19 protein-coding genes are annotated in these 20,269 nt (G+C 62.6%); 8 read left to right on the forward strand and 11 right to left on the reverse strand.

Annotated elements, in window-relative coordinates:
- Positions 1-89 precede the first annotated feature (89 nt).
- Complete coding sequence (locus JF616_14285; protein MBW8888919.1) at positions 90-2,849, reverse strand: bifunctional acetate--CoA ligase family protein/GNAT family N-acetyltransferase; 2,760 nt, start codon at positions 2,847-2,849, stop codon at positions 90-92.
- A 129-nt stretch (positions 2,850-2,978) separates the two neighbouring features.
- Between JF616_14285 and JF616_14290 the strand changes: the two genes are divergently transcribed.
- Positions 2,979-3,455 carry a hypothetical protein gene (locus tag JF616_14290; GenBank protein ID MBW8888920.1) on the forward strand — a complete coding sequence of 159 codons (477 nt, stop codon included), beginning with the start codon at positions 2,979-2,981 and terminating at the stop codon, positions 3,453-3,455.
- Between the two features lie 7 nt (positions 3,456-3,462).
- On the opposite strand, the gene JF616_14295 is transcribed toward JF616_14290, so the two are convergent.
- The 4 genes from JF616_14295 to JF616_14310 all read right to left on the reverse strand — a co-directional run bounded on the left by JF616_14295 (position 3,463) and on the right by JF616_14310 (position 7,673).
- The gene (locus tag JF616_14295) at positions 3,463-4,473 is read right to left on the reverse strand and encodes a hypothetical protein (GenBank protein MBW8888921.1); all 1,011 of its coding nucleotides are present in this window, start codon (positions 4,471-4,473) and stop codon (positions 3,463-3,465) included.
- A gap of 212 nt (positions 4,474-4,685) precedes the next feature.
- Positions 4,686-4,892 carry a hypothetical protein gene (locus JF616_14300; GenBank protein MBW8888922.1) on the reverse strand — a complete coding sequence of 69 codons (207 nt, stop codon included), beginning with the start codon at positions 4,890-4,892 and terminating at the stop codon, positions 4,686-4,688.
- Between the two features lie 97 nt (positions 4,893-4,989).
- Complete coding sequence (locus JF616_14305) at positions 4,990-6,033, reverse strand: PilT/PilU family type 4a pilus ATPase (GenBank protein MBW8888923.1); 1,044 nt, start codon at positions 6,031-6,033, stop codon at positions 4,990-4,992.
- Positions 6,034-6,035: 2 nt separating this feature from the next.
- Positions 6,036-7,673, reverse strand: a complete 1,638-nt coding sequence (locus tag JF616_14310; GenBank protein MBW8888924.1) for a PilT/PilU family type 4a pilus ATPase — start codon at positions 7,671-7,673, stop codon at positions 6,036-6,038.
- Positions 7,674-7,853: 180 nt separating this feature from the next.
- Here JF616_14310 and JF616_14315 point away from each other — a divergent pair, with 180 nt between their 5' ends.
- The 3 genes from JF616_14315 to JF616_14325 all read left to right on the forward strand — a co-directional run bounded on the left by JF616_14315 (position 7,854) and on the right by JF616_14325 (position 11,289).
- The gene (locus JF616_14315; protein ID MBW8888925.1) at positions 7,854-9,278 is read left to right on the forward strand and encodes a HAMP domain-containing protein; all 1,425 of its coding nucleotides are present in this window, start codon (positions 7,854-7,856) and stop codon (positions 9,276-9,278) included.
- Positions 9,279-9,282: 4 nt separating this feature from the next.
- On the forward strand, positions 9,283-10,632 hold the full coding sequence (locus tag JF616_14320) for a sigma-54-dependent Fis family transcriptional regulator (GenBank protein ID MBW8888926.1): 1,350 nt from the start codon (positions 9,283-9,285) through the stop codon (positions 10,630-10,632).
- Between the two features lie 192 nt (positions 10,633-10,824).
- Positions 10,825-11,289, forward strand: a complete 465-nt coding sequence (locus JF616_14325; protein MBW8888927.1) for a hypothetical protein — start codon at positions 10,825-10,827, stop codon at positions 11,287-11,289.
- Between the two features lie 74 nt (positions 11,290-11,363).
- Here the strand turns inward: JF616_14325 and JF616_14330 are convergent, their stop codons facing one another.
- Positions 11,364-11,633 carry a hypothetical protein gene (locus tag JF616_14330; protein MBW8888928.1) on the reverse strand — a complete coding sequence of 90 codons (270 nt, stop codon included), beginning with the start codon at positions 11,631-11,633 and terminating at the stop codon, positions 11,364-11,366.
- A 278-nt stretch (positions 11,634-11,911) separates the two neighbouring features.
- Between JF616_14330 and JF616_14335 the strand changes: the two genes are divergently transcribed.
- A complete protein-coding gene (locus tag JF616_14335) occupies positions 11,912-12,949 on the forward strand; it encodes a hypothetical protein (protein MBW8888929.1) in 1,038 nt (345 codons plus the stop codon).
- A gap of 119 nt (positions 12,950-13,068) precedes the next feature.
- Entirely contained in the window at positions 13,069-13,218 is a 150-nt protein-coding gene (locus JF616_14340; GenBank protein ID MBW8888930.1) for a hypothetical protein, read from the forward strand.
- 36 nt (positions 13,219-13,254) lie between these two features.
- Here JF616_14340 and JF616_14345 read toward each other — a convergent pair whose 3' ends face one another.
- Together JF616_14345 and JF616_14350 are read right to left on the reverse strand one after the other, a co-directional pair.
- On the reverse strand, positions 13,255-14,175 hold the full coding sequence (locus JF616_14345; protein ID MBW8888931.1) for a hypothetical protein: 921 nt from the start codon (positions 14,173-14,175) through the stop codon (positions 13,255-13,257).
- 95 nt (positions 14,176-14,270) lie between these two features.
- A complete protein-coding gene (locus JF616_14350; GenBank protein MBW8888932.1) occupies positions 14,271-15,986 on the reverse strand; it encodes a L,D-transpeptidase family protein in 1,716 nt (571 codons plus the stop codon).
- Between the two features lie 90 nt (positions 15,987-16,076).
- On the opposite strand from JF616_14350, the gene JF616_14355 reads away from it, so the two are divergent.
- Positions 16,077-16,283, forward strand: coding sequence for a CPXCG motif-containing cysteine-rich protein (locus JF616_14355; GenBank protein ID MBW8888933.1), 207 nt, complete (start codon positions 16,077-16,079; stop codon positions 16,281-16,283).
- Here the strand turns inward: JF616_14355 and JF616_14360 are convergent.
- From JF616_14360 to JF616_14370, 3 genes are all read right to left on the reverse strand, one after another.
- Positions 16,280-17,329, reverse strand: a complete 1,050-nt coding sequence (locus JF616_14360) for a cytochrome d ubiquinol oxidase subunit II (GenBank protein ID MBW8888934.1) — start codon at positions 17,327-17,329, stop codon at positions 16,280-16,282. The two genes, JF616_14355 and JF616_14360, sit on opposite strands and share 4 nt — an antisense overlap.
- 22 nt (positions 17,330-17,351) lie before the next feature.
- Positions 17,352-18,683 carry a cytochrome ubiquinol oxidase subunit I gene (locus tag JF616_14365; GenBank protein ID MBW8888935.1) on the reverse strand — a complete coding sequence of 444 codons (1,332 nt, stop codon included), beginning with the start codon at positions 18,681-18,683 and terminating at the stop codon, positions 17,352-17,354.
- Between the two features lie 76 nt (positions 18,684-18,759).
- Entirely contained in the window at positions 18,760-19,554 is a 795-nt protein-coding gene (locus JF616_14370) for a dienelactone hydrolase family protein (GenBank protein MBW8888936.1), read from the reverse strand.
- 95 nt (positions 19,555-19,649) lie between these two features.
- Here JF616_14370 and JF616_14375 point away from each other — a divergent pair.
- Positions 19,650-20,269 (forward strand): YkgJ family cysteine cluster protein (locus tag JF616_14375; GenBank protein MBW8888937.1); only part of this gene is annotated, 620 nt, incomplete at its 3' end.

Raw genomic sequence — 20,269 nt, forward strand, 5'->3', positions numbered from 1 at the left:
TAACTACATTGTAGCTACAAGCTAGATTCGAGGCATTCAGCTTGGTATTTAGGCGTTACTTCCCGTGGGAGGCGAGTCTCAAAGCCCTGTCAATGCGGCGCGCCCAGCTCGTAAACCGCCAGGACCGAATCCGCGGTCCCTTCGGGGCTGAGCCGGAAGCCGAGGCCCCGGCAAAGGGCCTGCATCGCCTGGTTGGATTCCAGGATATGCGCCACCACGCGTTCCATGCCTTCCGCCACGGCGACCTGGAGCAGGCGCCGAACCAACTCTTTCCCAAGTCCCTGGCTTTGATAGCCATCCTCGACCAAGAGGGAGAGTTCGGCTTCCTGGCCCCCGCGCTTCTTGACCAAGCGGGCCACGGCGGAAACCTCGGGCTGTCCGGCGCCCGCTGCTTCCGTCACCGCGATCAGGGCCAGGTTGCGATCGTAATCGTTGAAGCAGATGCGCACCAGGCGATCGTGGGCCACGCGATGATCGAGGTGCGTGGTCCGCAAGTACCGGTTATAAACGGTCCGCTCCGATAAGCGGCCATGGAAGCGGGCGATCAAGGGTTCGTCCTCCGGACGGATGGGGCGGAGCAAAACCCGGCGGCCGTCTCGCAACGAGAAGTTCCACATGTATTGGGACGGATAGGGGCGGATGGCCGGGCGCGTGAGGCCGTCCAAGTCGACATCCCGTTCGTGGAGGATGACGCGGGCATCCAAGGCGATCTGCACCTTGTCCGAAACCAGGAAGGGATTGATGTCGATTTCCTTGATGCGGGGATTCTCCAGCATGATGTAGCTGAAACGCACCAGGGTCTCCTGGAGGGCTTTGAGGTCCACGCGCGGCTTGCCCCGCGCGCCCTGCAAGGCCCGGAAGACGCGCGTGCGTTCCATCAGCAGGCGCGCGAGGTTGGTGTTGAGCGGCGGCAGGGCCAGGCTGGTATCCTGCATCACCTCCACCAAGGTACCGCCCCAGCCGAATAGGACGACTGGTCCGAACTGGGGATTAACGTTCCCCCCCAGGATCAGCTCATAGCCTTTTTCGCGGATCATGGGTTGTACGCTTACTCCTTGGAAATGCTGGGCGCCCGCCTTCGTGGCCACCGAAGCCCGTATCGCCTGGAAGGCTTTCCGCACCTGTTCGGCATCCCTCAGATCGAGCACCACGCCATCCACGTCGGTCTTATGGGTCAGGGTTTCGCTATGCAACTTGAGGACCACCGGATAACCGATGGATGCGGCCTTTTCGGCGGCATCCGCTTCCGAATGCGCCACGGCCGTCTCCACCACGGGCACGCCGTAGGCCTTCAATACGCGTTTCGATTCCCATTCGGTCAGGGTGGCGCGGCCCGCTTCCCATGGTCCCGCCAGGATGGCCTCGACCGCCGAGCGGCGTTCGCGGGCATCTTCCTCCTTACCGGGCATCCGGGGGGTCTCATACAAGTTACGGAGGTTCTTCTGGTAGGCGGCCATGTAATTGAAAATCCGGGCCGCCGTGTCCGGGAAGGGGAAGGTGGGAATGCCTGCGCCGTTCAATAGCTTTATGCCCTCATCCATGCTGGCGCCGCCCATCCAGCTGGCGAGGAGAGGCGTATCCGAAGGCCGCTCCAGCGAGGCCATCTTCTGCGCGGTGACGGCGGGATCGGTCATGGCCTGCACGGTGAGTATGGCAAGCACGCCATCGCTGGCGGGATCGGCCAGGGCGATGCGGACGGCTTCGGTGAACCGATCCGGATCGGCGTCCCCGATCACGTCGATGGGATTGTTGTGGCTCCAATGCGGAGGAAGGATGGCGTCCAGGGCCTTGGAGGTCTCGGGCGTCAATGGCGCGAGGCTGCCGCCGTCCCGGATCAAGGCGTCCACGCAGAGCACGCCGGGGCCGCCGGCGTTGGTGACCACGGTGAGTTTGGGCCCCTTGGGCCGAGGCTGCTGCCCCAGGCTCGAGGCCAGGTAGAATAGTTCGGCGATGGAATCCACGCGCTGCACGCCTACGCGGCGGAAGGCCGCGTCCAACACGGCGTCGCTGCCGGCCAGGGTGCCCGTATGGGAAGAGACCGCCTTGGCGGCTTCTTCGGTGCGGCCGCCCTTGATGACGATGATGGGTTTGGAAAGGGCCACCTCGCGCGCCGAGGAAAGGAAGGCGCGGGCGTCGCCGATGGTCTCCATGTAGAGGAGGATGGCCTTGGTGTTCGGATCATCCCCGAAATAATCGATCAGGTCGCCCCAGCCCACGTCCATCATCGATCCGGTGGAAACGAATCCGCTGAAGCCGATGCCCGCCTTCAGGCTCCAGTCCAAAATGGCGGTGCAGAGGGCCCCGCTCTGGCTCAGGAAGGCCAGGTTCCCCGGCCGGGCCACGTCCCCGGCGAAGGTGGCGTTCAGCCCTAAAAGCGGGTTCATGATGCCCAGGCAGTTCGGCCCGATGATACGGAGCTTTCCCCGGGCCTTCAGCATCACTTCCTGCTCGATGGCCAAACCGGCCGGGCCCGTCTCCCGGAAGCCGGCGGAAATGATCACCGCCGCCTGGACTCCCATGTCCACGCATTCCTGGATCAGGCCGGGCACGCTGGCGGCCGGGGTGATGATGATGGCCAAATCCACGGGGTCGGGAATGCGGGTGAGGGAGGGGTAGGCCTTGACATCGGCGACGCTGGGGCGGGCGGGGTTTACCGGGACGATGGGCACCCCGGACGGATTCCGCAACAGGTTGCGGAACACGGCGCGGCCGACGCTGCCTTGCTTGTCTGTCGCTCCCACAACGGCCACGCGGCGCGGATGGAAAAAAGGGAAGAGGCCATTGTGGCCTTGGCTCAGGATCTCGTGGGAAGGATCGCGATCGGCGGGACGGATGGCCTCGGGTTCCATATTCTCCTCAAAGAAGACTCAGTAAATATCACTATATCGGAGGACCATCGGCCCAGATAATCATTTTGCCATGATGGCAAAAACGGGACCCGCGTCAAGGCATTCGACAGTAAGATACTGCCCAATCATATGGGCAAAAACAAGTTCACCTTCCGATCCTTCCCGCGCCTCGTACCTGCTGCGGCCGCATTCATCCTCGCGGGATTTCTTTGTTCAAAATGCACCCAACCCGAAGAGGAAAACGTTTGCCCGAGCGATAGCACGGAAATCCTCCTTACCTATCCCAAAGGCGGGGAGTCTTTCAAGATCGGGGATACCCTGAGGGTAAAGTGGAAGTTGTGCAATTATGGTCCTTCGGAAATCACCGCCGTGGACCCGTTGTTCTCACCCGATAGCGGGAAGACCTGGTGCTTTTTGCAGCAGAACTCCATTCCCGTGGGGTCCGCGAGCTTCGGGAATTACGCCTGGAAGATCCCCGACAGTATCGGATTGCAAGGCGTGTTCTTCCAATTGAAGAACAACCCCAAATGCCGGTTCCGGGTGGAACAGTACACTCCCGTGAGCGAAAAGCAACGCTCCACCAGCGGCATCTTCACCATAAAATAAGGTCTTCTCAGGGCGCCGCTTTGCGGCCCAGGATATTCACAAAGATATCGGACGACCCTTGCCCCATGGCCGGATAGAGGATGAGGGTAGGCCCTCCCTCCCCGTTCACTAGCTGCAGCCTTCCTTGCCTTGGCTCCGGCGCGCGCGCCAGGTAGGTAGCCCCATCCGGGAACCATCCCTTGGACTGGATCACCGCCAAGGCGCGCTTGGCCCATTCCCCATGGCCCAAGGTGGTGGCCGTATAATGGTGGTCATCCAGCATTTCCAATCCCTGGGTTTCCACCAGGGCGCTGAAGGGAAGCTTAATCGGCACCGAATCGATCTGCTGATCGACGATCTTGGGCCAGGGTTCGGTCAGGGCGTACATCCCCGAGGCGCCGGCTTCATAATGGCCCATCACGAAGGGAAGGTTCGGCTCCCCGATTTCGGCGCGCATATCCTTCACCATTTGGGTGATGTCGGCGGAGAAGTTCCGGCAAATCGCTTCCGAGGTGCGGGTGGCCTCGATGGTGCCCAGCATGCAGAAGATGCCGCCCAAGGTCGCGGTCTTCCGTACTTCCTTGGCCGCGGTGGTGATTTCGTTATAAAGCTGGCTGCCTTTCCAATACCGGTTGCTATCGCCGGGCATGCCCGAGGTATTGTTGTCGACCGAGCCATGGCACGTTCCGGATAGGCTCGCGTTGTCGATGGCGCCGATGTAGTAGGAAGGATATGCCGCCGCCAGCGCCTTGAGGTTGGGCATGCCGCCGCCGCCGCAGCCGCGGCCGCTTAATCCATTAGCCAGGTTGCCCGGGACTTCCTTGGCCAAGACCCATTGCTTGTCGCTCATCCAGTGGTAGTTCCAGACGCGCGGATTGGTGACGTTATCGCTATGGTTGATGTCCCGGCCCGCCATGTTGGAATGGCCGATGAACAGGAACACCACGAACTTGTCTTTGGGAACGGCAACGCCCCCCAGGTTGACCTGGGCGGTCGCGACCTGCAGCAAAAGCATGGCGATGGATAAAATTCTATACATGGAAGAATCCCTCTCGAACCCGTCCAACCCCTGGACCGAATGCCGCCCCTAACATATCGACTTGGCCCTGATCGGCGTCAGGGATAATCGCCCGGAATGCGGGAAGATATTCCGAATTGGGTATGTTTAGCCGGCTCTCGGCAAAAAAGGACATGCGCGTTCAGAGCGGTGAGCGAATGAACCTTGGCGCCGCGACCGGAGCACGGGCGATGTTATGACAGAGGGGCTTCCACCGACTCGAATTTCTTGCCGAAAACGGAAACGGCCACGTCCGTGAGGGGATCCTGCTCGGCGAGCAGATTCCCCTTCAGATCCCAATAGGTTTTCACGGGCCGCAAAGGCTCGTGTTCATTCCCGCCTCCCCGGATATGCTCGACCTCGATGACCTGGATCAATTTCGCCTTAATGTCGTTGCGCATGCAGTTCTCCCTAGTTCCCGAAAACTAATTAAGCGGGTACCGGGAATGAAAGAGGGGGCTTGGAAAAAGGCTAGGCTCGGAACCGGGTCTTCCGCTTTCAGCGGAAGCGGGTCTTATCCAGGGCCTTCATGTAGGCGGCCTCCTGGGTCACCTTACCGGCCTTGATCATTTCGAGCAGGCAATCGTCCATGCTGACCATGCCCAGCCCCCGATTGGTCTGCATCACCGAGTTGAGCTTGAGGGTTTCACCCGCGCGGATGATTCCCCCCAAGGCCGAGCAATGCAGTAGGATCTCATGAGCGGCCCAACGGCGGGTGCCGTCCGCGCTCTTGAGCAATTGCTGCGCGACCACGCCCTTCAGGCAGTTGGCCAGCAGGGAGCGGATCTGGTTCTTCTTCTTGGCCGGGAACACGTCGATGATGCGGTCGATGGTCTTGGCGGCCGAGTTGGTATGCAGGGTGCCGAATACCAGGATGCCCATTTCGGCCGCGGTGAGGGCCAATTCGATGGTTTCGCGATCGCGCATTTCGCCCACCAGGACGATGTTGACGTCGCTTTTGATGGCCCCTTTGAGGCCGGCCATGAAGGATTCCGTATCCTCTCCCACCTCCCGATGCGAGACGACCGAGCGTTTGCACTGATGCACGAACTCCACCGGCTCCTCGATGGTGATGATCTTGCGGCAATGGTTGGAGTTGATATGGTCGATGATGGCGGCCAAGGTGGTGGATTTGCCCGAGCCCGTGGGACCGGTGACCACCACCAGGCCCGAGGCGAGCTCGGCGAAGGATTTGAATACGTCGGGAGCGCCCAACTGCTCCAGGGACAACACCTTGCTCGGGATGATGCGGAAGACGGCCCCATAGCCGGTGTATTGCCGCAAGTAGTTCGCGCGGAAGCGCGCTTCATCCCCCATGGCGTAGGCGAAATCGAGATCGCCCCCGTTCTCGAATTTCTCCCAACGCTCCGTGCCCGCGATTTCGCCCAACAGTTCGCGCATCCGCTCGGGACCCAGGACCGGGAGGGGAAGGTCCATCAAATCCCCGTTCACGCGCGCTTTCGGGATGCGTCCCTCTTCCAGGTGCAGGTCCGATCCGCCCATGCGGGTCATCTCCCGGAACAATGCGTCGATTTGGGCCATGCCTATCTCCGCCCCAGGTATTTCTCGAAGTCCTTGGGATTGGTGGCCCGGCACATCGCTTCCGCAGGATTGACCAAGCCGCGATCCACCAGATAGCGCAGGGAATCGTCCAGCAAGATCATGCCGGCCGTCTTGCCGGTGAGCATGGCCGTGCCCAATTGATGTACCTCATCCTTGCGGATCATGTTGGCGACCGCGGTCGTGACCGTCAAAACCTCGAAAGCCGGAAGCATTCCCTCCCCGTCGGTACGGGGCAGGAGCTGTTGGGAGATCACCCCGCGCAGCGATTCCGAGATCATGTTGCGTACGATGCCTTGCTCTTCGGGCGGGAAGCTGTCGATCAGGCGGTTCAAGGTGCGGGTGGCATTGGTGGTGTTCATGGTCCCGAAGACCAGATGCCCGGTCTCCGCGGCCGAGACGGCCACGCGTATGGTGTCCAGGTCCCGCAATTCCGAAATGACGATGATGTCCGGGTCCTCGCGGAGTGCCGCGCGCAGGGCCGCGTCATGGGACAAGGTGTGCGGCCCGATCTGCCGCTGGGTGATGCGGCAGTTGGAGGGCGGATAGATGATCTCGATCGGCTCCTCGATGGTGATGATATGGTCATGCCGCTCGCTGTTCACGATGTCAACCAGGGTGGCCAAGGTGGAGGTCTTGCCGCAGCCTACCGGACCCGTCACCAAGACCAGGCCCTGGGCCCATTTGGTCAGCTCGCGGCAGGATTCCGGAAGGCCGGCCTCTTCCATGCTGCGGATGCGGTCCGGGATGACCCGCGCCGTCACGTCCCACCCGCGCCTTTGCTTGAGAAGGGTGACACGGTAACGCCCATGATGCGGTAACGTGTAGATGAACTCGAGATCGCCTTTGTCCTCGAAGGCCAGGAATTGCTCCCCGCCGAGGGCGCTTTCGACCCAACCCCGGATGCTGGTTTGGCTCAACGGCTCCGCGGAGACGGCTTGCAGGGCCCCGTAGCGGCGCAGCATGATGGGGTTTCCCGCGGAGAGATGCAGATCCGCGGCATGCTGTTGGCGCGCATAGGCCAACAATTCCCCCCAGGAGCTTCCGGGGCCTATGCTCGCGGGCGCGTCCACACGCGGCCCGTCGGCGGCGGGTCGATCCTCGCGGACCAAGCGTGCCGTGGCCGGCGAAGGCGCCGCGGAAAGAGGTGGCGCCGCGGAATGCGATTGCGCCGAGGCGGGCGAGGCGGGAAGCGATGCGGCCGGCGCATTCGGAACGGTTTTCTCCGGGGCAGGGAGGTGCGCGGATTCCGCCGCGCGTTTGCGCATCTCATGCTCCGCCCGGCTGGTCTTGCGCGCTTCAGGCTGGACGTCCTCCGCCACCGGAATCCAATTCTCCTCGACCACGTCGGTAATGGAGGGATCGCGTTGTACGATCGGTTCGGCGGGTAGGCCCGGCCCCGAATCGGGTTCGATGGCCATCGCCGCAGGCGCGGGAGCCTGGATGGATTCGAGGTAGGTACGGAGTTCGTAGTAGGTCGGTTCGGGAAGGACGCCTATTTCGACCAGCAGCAATGCGACATCCTTCTCGGCCGATACTTGGGGCCATACGGAAAGGATCTGCTCCCGGGACGCCAGTTGGTGGGAGAGGAGCAAGTTCGCGGCAAGTTGGTTGTCAATCATTCGAATCCGATAGGAAACCCATCCCATTATCCATAGTGGACGGTCGCTTGCAAAGCCGGAAAGCGGGGGGAGTAGCCCTCCATTCCGGAAGCATTGCCCCCTTTTCGGAAACCGAAGCTCCTGCTTCGGGAGCCGCTGGCCTCGGATTTGCTAAATTGCGTGGGTCCCAGGGCGGCATACATGCGTTTCCAGACCAAATTGATGGCGGTTTTCATCCTCCTGCTCTTAAGCGTAGTGGGGTTGATGGCGTTCTTTAATTTCCAGAACGCGAAGAAGTTGCTTGGCGAGGTCGAAGCGGACATGCAGGAGATCGTCAATACCGTGCACTTCTCCACGCGTAAGCTCTCGACCGAAAAGGGGCCGGACCGGGAGTTCCTGGAAAAATTCATCGAGGAATTCAAAGCCAAGAAGGGCGTGAAGGAAGTCTCCATCGTGAGCAATCGCCACGAAGTGATCGCCTCCAGCAATCCCAAGCGCATCGGCCGCAAGGACCAGGGCTTATCGGGCAAGGAGATCGTGGTGCAGGAGGAATTCGGCGCGCCCGATTCGACCCGCGAGGGCGGGCACCGGCTGCGCTATGAGGTCCGTATGCCGCTCATCCGCGATGATCGGGTCATCGGCCTGGTGCAGACTTCCATCGCCCTCACCGATTTCCGCAGCCTTCTGCGCGAAGCCTACGTGAAGAACCTGGGCATCGCCATCACCGCCTTGTTGGTCGCCTGCGGGGCCTCCTTCTTCATCCTGTACCGGCTCAACAAGCCCATCCGTTCCCTGAGCGCCGCCGCCGACCGCGTTTCCTTCGGCGATCTCACCGTGAAGATCCCCGATCTGGGGCGCGACGAGATGGGTCGATTGGCTGCCTCCTTCAACGGCATGATCACCAAGCTGGCCGAGCGGCAAACCCTGGAGGATCGCGTCCGCGGCCTGGAGCGACAGGCCATCCTCGCCGAATTGGCTTCCACCTTGGCCCACGAGATCCGCAATCCGCTCAACCTGATCAACCTGACCGCCGATCATCTGGGCGATCAGTTCCAGCCCGAAGAACCCGAACGGCGCATCGATTACCAAGGCCTGGTCGGCTCCCTGAAATCGGAAGTGAAGCATCTCAACCAGGTGGTGGGCGATTTCCTGGCCTTGGGCCGCCCGCATAAATTGAACAAGGCGGATTTCCGGCTGGAAAGCCTGCTGGAACAGGTGGAGATGATGGTCAAGCAGCATCTGGCCACCAAAGGGATCCGCTTCGCCATCGATTGCCCCGAGGACCTGCGCGTCATCGCCGATCAGGAGCAAATCCGCTTGGTGCTCCTGAACCTGTTGTTGAACTCCATCGAAGCCGTGGGGCCGGGCGGCCGCATCCGCATCCGCGCCCGATTGGATGAGGTCGGTACCCTCAGCCTTTCCATCATCGACGACGGCAAAGGCGTGGAGCCGGAGAACCTGGAGCTCATCTTCGAGCCTTATTTCACCAAGCGGCCCGGCGGTACGGGCCTCGGGCTGGCCCTGGTCCGGCGCATCCTCGACGAACACGGGGGCCGCATCGAAGCCAGGAATAATCCGGACGTAGGGCTGACCATGGAACTTACCATGCCGGCCGGGAAGGCCTGAATCGATGGCGAAGATCCTGATTGTCGACGACGAGGCCGCGCAACGGCGCATCATGGCGGATATCCTCAAGGCGGCGGGCCATCGCGTGGCGGTGGCCGAATCGGCGGACCAGGCCGAAGAAACCGTCGCCGATTTCGGGCCCGAAGTGGTGCTCACCGATCTCAAGATGCCGGGCCGGGGAGGATTGGCGCTGGTGGAATCCCTCGGCAAGCTTCCGCTTCCCCCGGAGGTGGTGGTGATCACCGCCTTCGGCACGGTCGATACGGCCGTGAAGGCCATGCGCCTGGGCGCGTACGACTATCTCACCAAACCCCTCGAGAAGGATGAGCTGCTCCTGGTGGCCGAACGCGCCGCCGAGAAGTTCTCCCTGCGCATGGAAAGCAAGCGTCTGCGCCAGGAACTGCATGGGCGCCTCGGGGAAGGCCTGGTGGCGGAGTCGGGCGCCATGAAGGCCATCCTGGAAATGGTGGACATGGTGGCCCAGAGCGATGCCACCGTCCTGATCCGCGGGGAAAGCGGCACCGGCAAGGAACGCATCGCCCGGCTGGTGCACCTGCAAGGCGCGCGCGGATCGCGGCCCATGCTCAGCATCAACTGCGCGGCTTTCCCCGAGACCCTGCTCGAGTCCGAGCTGTTCGGCTACGAGAAGGGGGCCTTCACCGGGGCGGCGGCACGGAAGATAGGCATCATCGAGGCCGCGCACAGCGGCACCCTCTTCCTGGATGAGGTGGGCGACATGTCCATCAGCACCCAGGCCAAGCTTTTGCGCGTCCTTCAGGAGCGCGAGATCAGGAGGGTAGGGGGGACCGCCACCATCCCTATCGACATCCGCGTGATCGCAGCGACCCATAAGGATTTGGCGGAAGGCATCCGCGACGGTTCCTTCCGCGAAGATCTTTTCTACCGCCTGAACGTGATCCCCATCGTGATCCCGCCCTTACGCGATCGCAAGGAGGATATCCCCGCCCTGGTCCGTCATTTCCTTTCGCGCTCCCCGCGGCCCAAGCAAATCGAGCCTGAAGTATTGCGTCTACTGACCCGCTACGATTGGCCGGGCAACGTGCGCGAGTTGCAGGCGGTCATCGAACGCGTTTCCGTCCTGACCAAAGGCCCGGAGATCACCCCGGCCGACCTGCCCTTCGAACTACGGGAAGAGGGCCGCCGGATGGCCGCCCCGCAAGGGGAATTCGAAATCCCCCCGGAAGGCATCGTGTTCGAGACCTGGGAAAAGAACCTGTTGGCGCAAGCCCTGGCCCGAACCCAAGGCAATATGGCCGAAGCCGCCAAGCTTTTGGGGATGACCTACCGGACCTTCCAGTACCGTGCCATGAAATTCGGCCTCAAAGGCGTTTAACCATTTGGGATGGGCCCCTATCCCAAATGGGTTAAATCCCGCCGGAATTCCCGTTCGAAAGTGTCCCTACTTGTAAAAACCGGCCTTATGCCCGCGCGCGCGAGTGGCACCGCGTTTGCATTGTAAGCCCCCGTGATTCGGCCGGCCCAAGTGGCCTGCGCCTGTTTCCCAATCAACACCAAGGAGTCCCATATGATGATCAAGAACATCTCCAAGCTGGCCGCCGCCGCCGTTCTCGCCCTTAGCGCCTCGGCCTTCGCCGCCGATGCCGCCGCTCCCGCCGCCGAGAAGGCCGCCCCGGCCGCCGCCGCCGCTCCTGCCGCCGCGGCCCCCGCCGCCGATGCGAAGGCCGCTCCCGCCCCCAAGCCCGGCAAGGCCATGACCTTGGCCGGCACCGTGGTTTCCAGCGACGCCATCGCCAACACCCTCGTGGTCAAGGGCAGCAAGGGCGAAGAGACCTTCTCCATCGCCCCCACCACCAAGATCATGATGGGCAAGAAAGAAGTGAAGATCGCCGACGTCGCCAAGGATGAGAAGGTGACCGTGAAGTACACGGAAGAGAACGGCGCCAAGACCGCCTCGGCCGTGAAGATCAGCGCCGCCGCCGGCAAGAAGTCCGAGAAGACTTCGACCGCCGCCGCCGCCCCGGCCAAGTAATCGAACGCGAGTAAATCGCATCGGCCGCCGTCCCTTAGGGGGCGGCGGTTTTTTTATGCCGGAAATTATCGGGATTATCGTGGAGACGGCGGAGCCAGATCGGGGCAATACAATACGGAGTCCCGCTTCACGCTGCTCCATTCGCGCGTGCACCCATCGGGAACGCCCGGGCGCGAAACCGGTTTCTGATCCAAGGTCTGCGCGCTTGCCGCTGCCGGGTCGCTCTCCGGCGCCGTCGCGGTAGGGGAGGCTTCCATGCAGGCCGCGAGGCCGCAGGCGGCTAAGAGCGACAACCAAGGGGACAGCCGACGGGTCGCGTTCAGATGAGGCTTCGAGGCAGGCATGCACGGATCCTAGCATGTGGCCGCGCGGGAAGCCAAGCATTCTACGGACCAGCAATGCCAGGCCCTGGAGCCACGCTTCCCGCGAAGCCAATAACGGCCGGGCCTGCGGGACGGTAAGGCCCAATTGCGGGGCGAGATTTTACCCTCTTCGGATTGCGCTTTGGGGAATTTGGGCCTATACTAGGCGAGGTCGCGGCCGGATGCTGCCGCGAGAATCGTCACGATTCCCGGATAACTTCCGGTTCAGCCGGGAATCCGGATCATCCCATGGGGGTAGCATGCCCGTTTCCTTCCCGATCCGCTCCGCCGGAGCCGTTGCCCTGGCCCTGTTCCTGCGGATGCCCGCAGGGGCCGCCTCCGAATGCGATTCCTGGCAGACGCGCCATCCCGAGTGGATTTTTTGCGATGACTTCGAGTCGGCGGGACCGTTGGCGGCGACCGGCCGCTATTTCGAAGTGAACGATAATGCGGGCGCGTTCAAACCCGCCGCCGGCGAAGGTTTGCACGGCACCGTCGGAATGCGCGCCACTTGGCAATCGGGGCAAGTGGATGCCGGCAATCTCAAGCTGGGTTTCGGCCGCTCGCCTTCCGCGTACTTCTCCAAGGGAATCCGGACCGGGGACGATTTCCGCGAAGTCTTTTACCGGATGTACGTGCGCATGCAGGCGGGCTGGACGGGTAATCCCTACAAGCTTTCCCGTGCCACCGTATTAGCCAAGTCGGACTGGTCCCAGGCCATGATCGCCCATCTGTGGGGGGATCAAGGCACCGGGCTGCAACTCGATCCCGCGTCCTGCACGGACGCGTCGGGAGCGGTGAAATGCGCCGGCTATAACGATTTCAACAGTATAAAATGGATCGGCGCGAAGGCCGGGCCGACCCACGTATTTGATGGAAGTTATGACGATAAATGGCTATGCGTGGAGGCGCATGTGAAGCTGAACTCGGCAGGCCAGTCCGACGGCCTGCACGAATACTGGATCGGGGATTCCTTGGAAGCGCGCCGCGAAGGCCTGAATTTCCTGGGGGACTACAAGGAGTATGGAATCAACGCCATTTTCTTCGAGAATTATTGGAACACCGGTTCGCCCAAGACGCAAATGCGGTGGTTCGACGATATCGTGGTTTCGACCCGACGCATTGGCTGTGCCGAAAGCCTGCCAGGGCCGGCGCTTCTGATTCCGCATGGCGCGGGGGCCATGCGCGCGACGGATCCTTCCGCGGAGATCTGGGCGATTGATGGACGACGTAAGGGGAGTAAGTTGTCGACTTTCTTTCCCGTTTACCGATTGCAGCCCGTGCCGTCCTCGCGCTAATACCGCCCTGTTTTTCCGGAGGATGATCGGCCAAACCCCGCCGATTTCACGGGGCAATGGTTTAGCCTTCTGACTTCCGGGAACAGTATTTTACTTCTGGAAGCTCCCTGGAGGTCGGCATGCACATATCCCTCGTTTTGATAGTGGCCCTGGCCGTGGTGATTTGCCTGATGTTATTGACGGTGGAGACGATCCGGGAATTCAAACGCATGGATCGCCGCCCTTCCGATTTCACGGGTTCGGATCGTTTGGCGGGCTCGGCCGAGTAAAGGAAGATGTAGCCCGCTAATCGCGGCCAGGAAGATTCACCAGATGGCCCGGAACCCCCGCACGTCGACGTGGACGAAGGCGCCGTGGGATTCGTTTTTGCTGTACTTCCCGATGCCGCCGATGAAGGGCAGGTAGAATTCGTTCAAGGACATGTCGTCCACCAGCTTGAAAAGCAATTCGGAATCGTCCCCGTCGCTGCGACCGTCCCCGTTGAGATCGTCCATTTCGCCGTCCTCGGGATCGGAATCGATGAAGATATCCGCGGCTCCGCCGTATTGGTGCGCGCTGAGCTTCACGTTGCCGATAAGATGGTTGTAAAAAGGGGTGCGGTAGCCGCTCATGACGTGGAAGGTTTCGCAGGCCCAGCCGGCTTGGTTGGCCTTCTCCAAGATCAATTCCAGCTTCAGGATCAGCCTTTCTTTCAAGGCCAGGTAGGCGGGCAAGGCGGTGGTCTGTTTGCAGGCGAATTGCCCCAGGCGGAAATGCGGGGAGATGGGTGTGGATTGGGTGGAAGAATCCAATTGGATGAATCCCTGCGGCCGGGCGTAGAAGGCCAGGCCGCGCAAGGGCGCTTTCGGGTACTTCCCGATCCGGTAACCGCGAAGGTACTCCCCCCGCATTTCCGAGGCCGGAACCATGACGAAGGCGTTGAAGAACATGGTATCGCCGCCGGCGGCCCCGGATATCTTGAAAGGATAGAGCCCGGAGGAATCCGGGGCGGTCCAAGACCATTGCCGCGGGCCGGTGGCCTGCGCCCGCTGGGCGGGATCCGAAATGATAAATGAACCGGTGTCATGCCCTTGCACCTTAAGCTTCAAGGTTTCCCCGGGCATGAGGAACACTGCGTTCACGCGATAGCGGGAACTTTCATCCTTGTAGGCGACGGAGAATCCCAGCTGTCCCGTATCGAAGGCCCGGGAAAGGGGGGAACAAACCCCGATGAGGGCCAGCGCCAAGCATAGCCTGGCGCGGACCGCTTGGAGGCGAGTCCCGATTCCAGCCCGCTGCCGGGAGGCCACCAGGAAGGTTTCCGCCGGGGCGGCCCTTCGCATCAGAAAGTGGTGGCTTTGCGGGCGAGCGCCAATTCCATGCGCCGGTTCCATCCGTATACGTCCTGGCGGAATTGCAATCCGCCCTCCTTGTCCGGGAAACAGGTCCAATAAAGGATATGCACGGGAACCCCTTCGCTTAAAGGGATGAATTTCTCGTCGCCTTGGGCTATGCCGGCCGCGAGCTTCTCGGGCGTCCATTCCTTGCCTGTCTTCGGGTCATCGCGTAGCACCCATTCGGCCAATCGGATGGGTTCGGAAAGGCGTACGCATCCGTGGCTAAGGGCCCTCTTGTTGCGTTGGAAATAGCCTTTGGAGGGGGTATCGTGCAAGTAGATGTTAAAAGGATTGGCGAGTACGAACTTGAGGCGGCCCAAGGCGCTGGCGTCGCCGTTCTTCTGCCGGATGCGGAAGGTGAATTTGGAGGTATCGATGGAGGGCCAATCGATGGAATCGGCCCGGAGCGTTTGCGCCTTATCGCCCCACCCGGAAAGCAATTCCATGTCATGGCTCGCGAGATATCCCGGATCGCGCTGCAGTTCGGGAAGCATCTCCGCTTTAGCGATGGTGGAAGGAACGTTCCAGGAGGGATTGAGTTGGAGGGCCTTGATGGTATCGCTGAAAACCGGAGTGCTGTCCTCCTTGCGGCCCACGACCACGCGCATGGAAAACTCTTCCGCGCCGTCGCGCCAGGCCCCCAGGCGGTAGTCCGCGATGTTGACGCGCACATGGCGGGTCCCCAGTTCGCGCGGGAGCCAGCGCCAGCATTCGAGGTTGAGTTCGATTTGATCGATGCGGTCCTCGATGGGTATGTTGATTTGCCTTAAGGTTTGCGGTCCGGCGATACCGGTGGGCTCCAAGCCATGCACTTCCTGGAACCTACGCACGGCCTCGCCCAGTTCCGGCGCCCAGGCGTCCGCGCAATCGCCCCCACGCCAGGTTCCGTCGGCGGCGAGGCGATGGCAGAGCGCGCTCACGCGCGGCCCGCTGGCTCCCGGTCCCAGCGCCGGGCCGTCGGGCACCCGGGGCCAACCGCCCGCCTCCGCCATCCGGCGATATTCCGATAGCCAATATTTCATGACCCCATACCCGGGATCGATCGGCTCCAGCTCCAGCAAGGCGTTGCGGAAGTCGCGCTTTTCGGCCAAGGCGCCGGCCAGCCAGGCCGGCAAGTCCACATGTTCCTCGCCCACGTGCCAATTGTCTTCCGGGATGGGCATCTTGAGCCGTATCCTGCCGTAGAGGAGATGCCGCGCGAGCTTGAAGGCTGCATCGGAGAGGATCAAATCCATGATCGCGACCGCTTGGGGGTCGCCGCGTAAGCGCCAGAAGCCGCCGCGTTGCGAACGTCGCAGCAGGGTATCCAGGGCGACGGCATGGTATTCGTCCGGGTCCAGGCCTTCCAGATCGCTTTTCCGTACGGCGTCCAAAAGCTGCCAGGCGGCCCGCGCGGGATGGCCGTTGGCGAACCAGGCCGGGGCGCCCTGGCGTGCCTCGTAGAAGCCGAGCAGATCCTTGTTCCGGTTCACCGTGGCTCCCGCCACCTTGACGGTCCGGCCGGAATCCAAGCGGGCCAGCCGGGCTTGCAGCGCTTGCCGGGGGGAGGGGCCGCCGAAGAGGCGCGCTAGGGCAGAGGACGTGTCCGGAGCTACGGTCGCGGCGAAGCTGGAGGCGCACGTCAGTATTAATGCGGCGAGAAGAAGGACGGCGCTGCGCATGGATACCTTTACAAATAACAATAATGCGAATGATCGAGGGGATACGTCCCCGCGTTTCGCCGGGGCCGGGAAAAACCTAGTTTCTCTGGGATGTCCGCCTTACGCAAGATGCAAGCGCGCTGCCCCTACTGCGGGGAAGTCCAGCGCATGGAAATCGACCTGAGCGAGGGCCTGCCGCAGGAGTTCGTCAGCGATTGCACCGTTTGCTGCCGCCCCATCGAAGTGGCAGTAACCTCCGGGTTACATGGGGACGCGAATCCGGTCCTGCGCCTGCGCTCCGAAGACGATGTGGGCTAGCCCGCCTCGTTCTTGAACACGCGCAGCAACCACGCCAAGGCGGGAAGGATCATCGCCGCGCCCGCCAGGAGGGCCCAGCCCAATTGATCCAACGCGGCGGCGGGGGCATGGGCGTTGAAGATGGTCAGATCGGGTCCGCCCTTCATTTTCACCAAAACCGGGAACTGCACCGCGAACCAAGCCGTCAGGATGAGCGCCACCAGGGTTCCCGCCAATACGCGCGCGGGCCAGGCGCGTTCGCGGGCGAGGCAGACCCAGAGCGCCGGCATCAGGGCCGTAGCCGCCAGCATGCCCCCCGCCGCCCAAGGGTTGGACGCGAAGCGCTTGGCGAGACCGACGCCGTCCCTTTCCGCCGCCGCGAACACGATGGCCCCGGCCAACACCGCCGCCGCGCTGGCCGCCGCCGCCCGCCGCGCGAATCGCCTACGCAAGGGCCCTTCCGGGCATTCCCCGATCAGGTATACCGCCGCCAGGAAGGCGAATAGGCAGACGGTGAAAAGCCCCAGGGCCAGGGGGAAGGGCCGTAACCAGGGGTGTACGTAACCTTCGAAGTATCCGATGGGGCCTTGGCCGATCCCGCCGGGTAGTGGAGCGCCCGATAGCATATCGCCCGATTGCAATCCGCCAGGTACGAGCGCCCCGGTCACCACGCCCAGGCAGAACGGCGTCCACAGGCTGGACCATACGAAGAAGAACGTATAGGGCCGTTGCGAACGGCCTTGGACGGCGTCGTAATGCCGGAAGGTAAAGGCGCATCCCCGGGCGATCACGCCCATCAGCATGGCGGTCAGCGGTAAATGCAATTGGATGGAGACCCGCGCGTATACCGAGGGGAAACCCATGAAAAGGATCACCACTATCAGGATCAGCCAGATATGGTTGGCTTCCCACACCGGCCCCAAGGCCCGATCGATGATGTGCCGCTGCTCCCTGCGGCCCTCCCGTCCCGTGAAAAGTTCCAGGATGCCGGCCCCGAAATCGGCCCCGGCCAGAAGGCAATACAAGAGCAAGCAGGCCCCCAAAAAGGGGATGATGACCCAGAGCATGAGGGGTTGGGAAGCGGGAAGGTCAAGCATGGCCGGCTTCCGGGCGCGCCGAGGGATAATCCCGTTCCGCCGCGCGGATGTGCCGCAGCAGCAGCCATCCCACTACCAAGGCCAGGAACAGGTAGACCAGCGAGAAGGCGAGGAAAGGGTAGACCAATCCCGGCATGGGGGTGACGGCATCGCACGTGCGCATGAAGCCGTAGAGGATCCACGGTTGCCGCCCGACTTCGGTGACGGTCCATCCGGCTTCCAATGCGATGAATCCGAGCGGCGTGCAGATCGCCGCCAAGGTCAGAAAGCGGCGATGGTCCAGCCAAACCGATCGGCGGAAGGAAAGGAACAGGAACAAGGCGGCGACGGCCGCCATGGCCGTGCCGGCCCCCACCATGATCTGGAAGGCCGCGTGGACGGGAGCCACGGGGGGCCATTGATCGCGGGGGATGTCCTCCAGGCCTTGGACTTCCGCATGGAGATCCCCGAAGGCCAGGAAGCTCAGCATCCTGGGGATCGGGAGACCGTAACGTACGCGTTTCCCCTCCTCGTCGGGCCAACCGCCTATGTACAGGGGGGCGCCGGCTTCGGTGCGGAAATGGGCCTCCATGGCCGCCAGCTTGGCGGGCTGCCGGCGGGCGGTGCCCTTGGCCAGGCGATCGCCGCTTAAGGGTTGCAGGAGGGCCGCGACCGAGCCTATGGCGAGGGCGATGCGGAAGGCCTCGCGGTGGAATTCGGAACCGGGCTTAAGGCGAAGCAGCAAGGCATGCAGTCCGCCCACGGCGAAACCGGTGGCCGCGAAGGCGGCCAAGAGCATATGCAGGGACTGTCCCTTCCAGGCCGGATTGAACATGGCCCTCCAGGGATCGATGTCCGTGGCGCGCCCGTTCAGCCAGGTGAAGCCCGCGGGGCTGTTCATCCAGGCGTTGGCGCAGACCACGAATATGCCCGAGAGAACGCCGGATATCCCCACGGCCAAGCCCACGCCCCAATGGACCTTGGGGGGAAGGCGGTTCCAACCGTAAAGGAAGAGCCCTAAGGCGATGGCCTCCAGGAAGAAGGCCGTGCCTTCCCAGGAAAAGGGCATGCCGATGACCGGGCCCGCCTGTTCCATGAAGCGCGGCCAAAGCAGGCCGAGCTCGAAGGACAAAGCCGTGCCGGAGACCGCGCCTACGGCGAAGAAGATGGCCACGCCGCGGGACCAGGCCCGGGTCAGATCGCGGAATACGGTCCGGCCGGTACGGAGCCAGCGCCAATGGGAGACGGCCATCAGGAAAGGCATGGCCATTCCGATGGAAGCGAAGACGATGTGGAAGCCGAGGGAGACCGCCATCTGGGATCGCGCCGCCATGAGGTCTTCCATGGCGGCAAAGATAGCAAGCGGATGTCCGCGCTTAGCCGGCGCGGGCCGGCTTTCTCAGCGGATTATTTCCGAGCGGTCATTTAGGCGCGAAGATCTCTTGATAGAAATCCTGCATGGCTATGAAGGCGCGGTTGGCGGCCTCGGGATTGTAGGCCATGCCCTTGGAATTGTCGGTGCCGGCATTGGGGTTGGTGAAGCCATGCACGGCGTTCCCGTATTGCACCAGGGCCCAATCGGTCTTGGCCGAACGCATCTCGTCCTGGAAAGCCTTCACCTGGTCCTGGGTCACGAAGGGATCGTCTGCGCCATGCAGCACGAGCACCTTGCCCTTGATGTTCTTCGCCATCTCGGGATGCGGCGTATCCAGGTTGCCATGGAAGCTCACCACGCCGTCCAGCCTGGCGCCGCTGCGGGCCAGCTCGAGGGCCACTCCGCCGCCGAAGCAGAAGCCCATGGCCGCGATCTTGGAGGCATCCACGCGCGGGGACTTGAGAAGCTGATCGAGGGCGGCCTTGCCGCGCGCCTGCATCAGCGGCCGGTCGCTCTTGTATTGCCCCGATAGGGCGGATGCTTCCTTCATGTCCTTCGGATGCACGGTCTTGCCGTAGATGTCGGCCACCAACACGACGTAGCCCAGCTTAGCCACGCGTTCCCCGTATTGCCGCGCCAGATCGGTCATGCCCATCCAGTCGGGCACCAGGACGATGCCGGGGATCTTCCCCTTGGCGGAAGCATCGTATACCATCAGGCCTTCCAACGACGTGGTGTCCTGCTTATAGGCGACGGGTTCGGATTTGACGGCGGCGGCGGCCGGAACGGCGGCCAGCATCGAAGCCAGGGTGACGAGCGATAGGGATGCGTACGCGAACATGCCGGACATAGTTCCTCCTTGGAATGGCGATGATATAAAATCATCCCGCGTTAGGGGCAATCCATTCCCGCCGCGATACTAGCTTTCCGCATGGTATGTATCCGCCTGCGCAAGCCGAAAATCCGATCCGGGCCGCCATCCTCCTTTGGCGGAACCAGCGCGCTTCCGTTTCAGGGCCGATGGGGCTGGCCGGATTGGCGCGTCATGCCGGGGCGCTCATCGATGCGATCGCGCCGGAGGCGATCGGTCCTTTGGCGGCGCGCGGGCAAACGGTTTCCTGCGCGAAGGGATGCGGGGCCTGCTGCCGCCAGGCCGTACCGTTGTCGCCGGCCGACGTTCTGCTTCTCGACGAAGCCATGGAGGCGATGCCGCAGGATCGCCGTAACGAGGTCGAAGCCGGTTTCGTCCGCATCGGGCAGGCGTTGCGCGAGGCGGACCTGTTCGATGCGCCTCTCCTGGACCGGGGCGCGGAATATTTCGCTTTACGGCTTCCCTGCCCATTCCTTTCCGAGGAAGCCTGCGGCGCGCATTCCCATCGTCCCCTGGTCTGCCGCGAGCACCTGGTGTCCTCGCCCTCGGAATGGTGCGGCAATCCTTTCGGCCGCTCCGTCCGCATGGTGGATGTGCCCGTTTCCGTTGGCGAAGCGGTGGCCGAAATGGTGGGCGGCTTGCTGAGCGGCCGGGAGGACATTCCCTTGGCGCGATTCCCGGCATG

This window comes from Fibrobacterota bacterium, from assembly GCA_019509785.1.
Classification (GTDB): Bacteria; Fibrobacterota; Fibrobacteria; order UBA11236; family UBA11236; genus Chersky-265.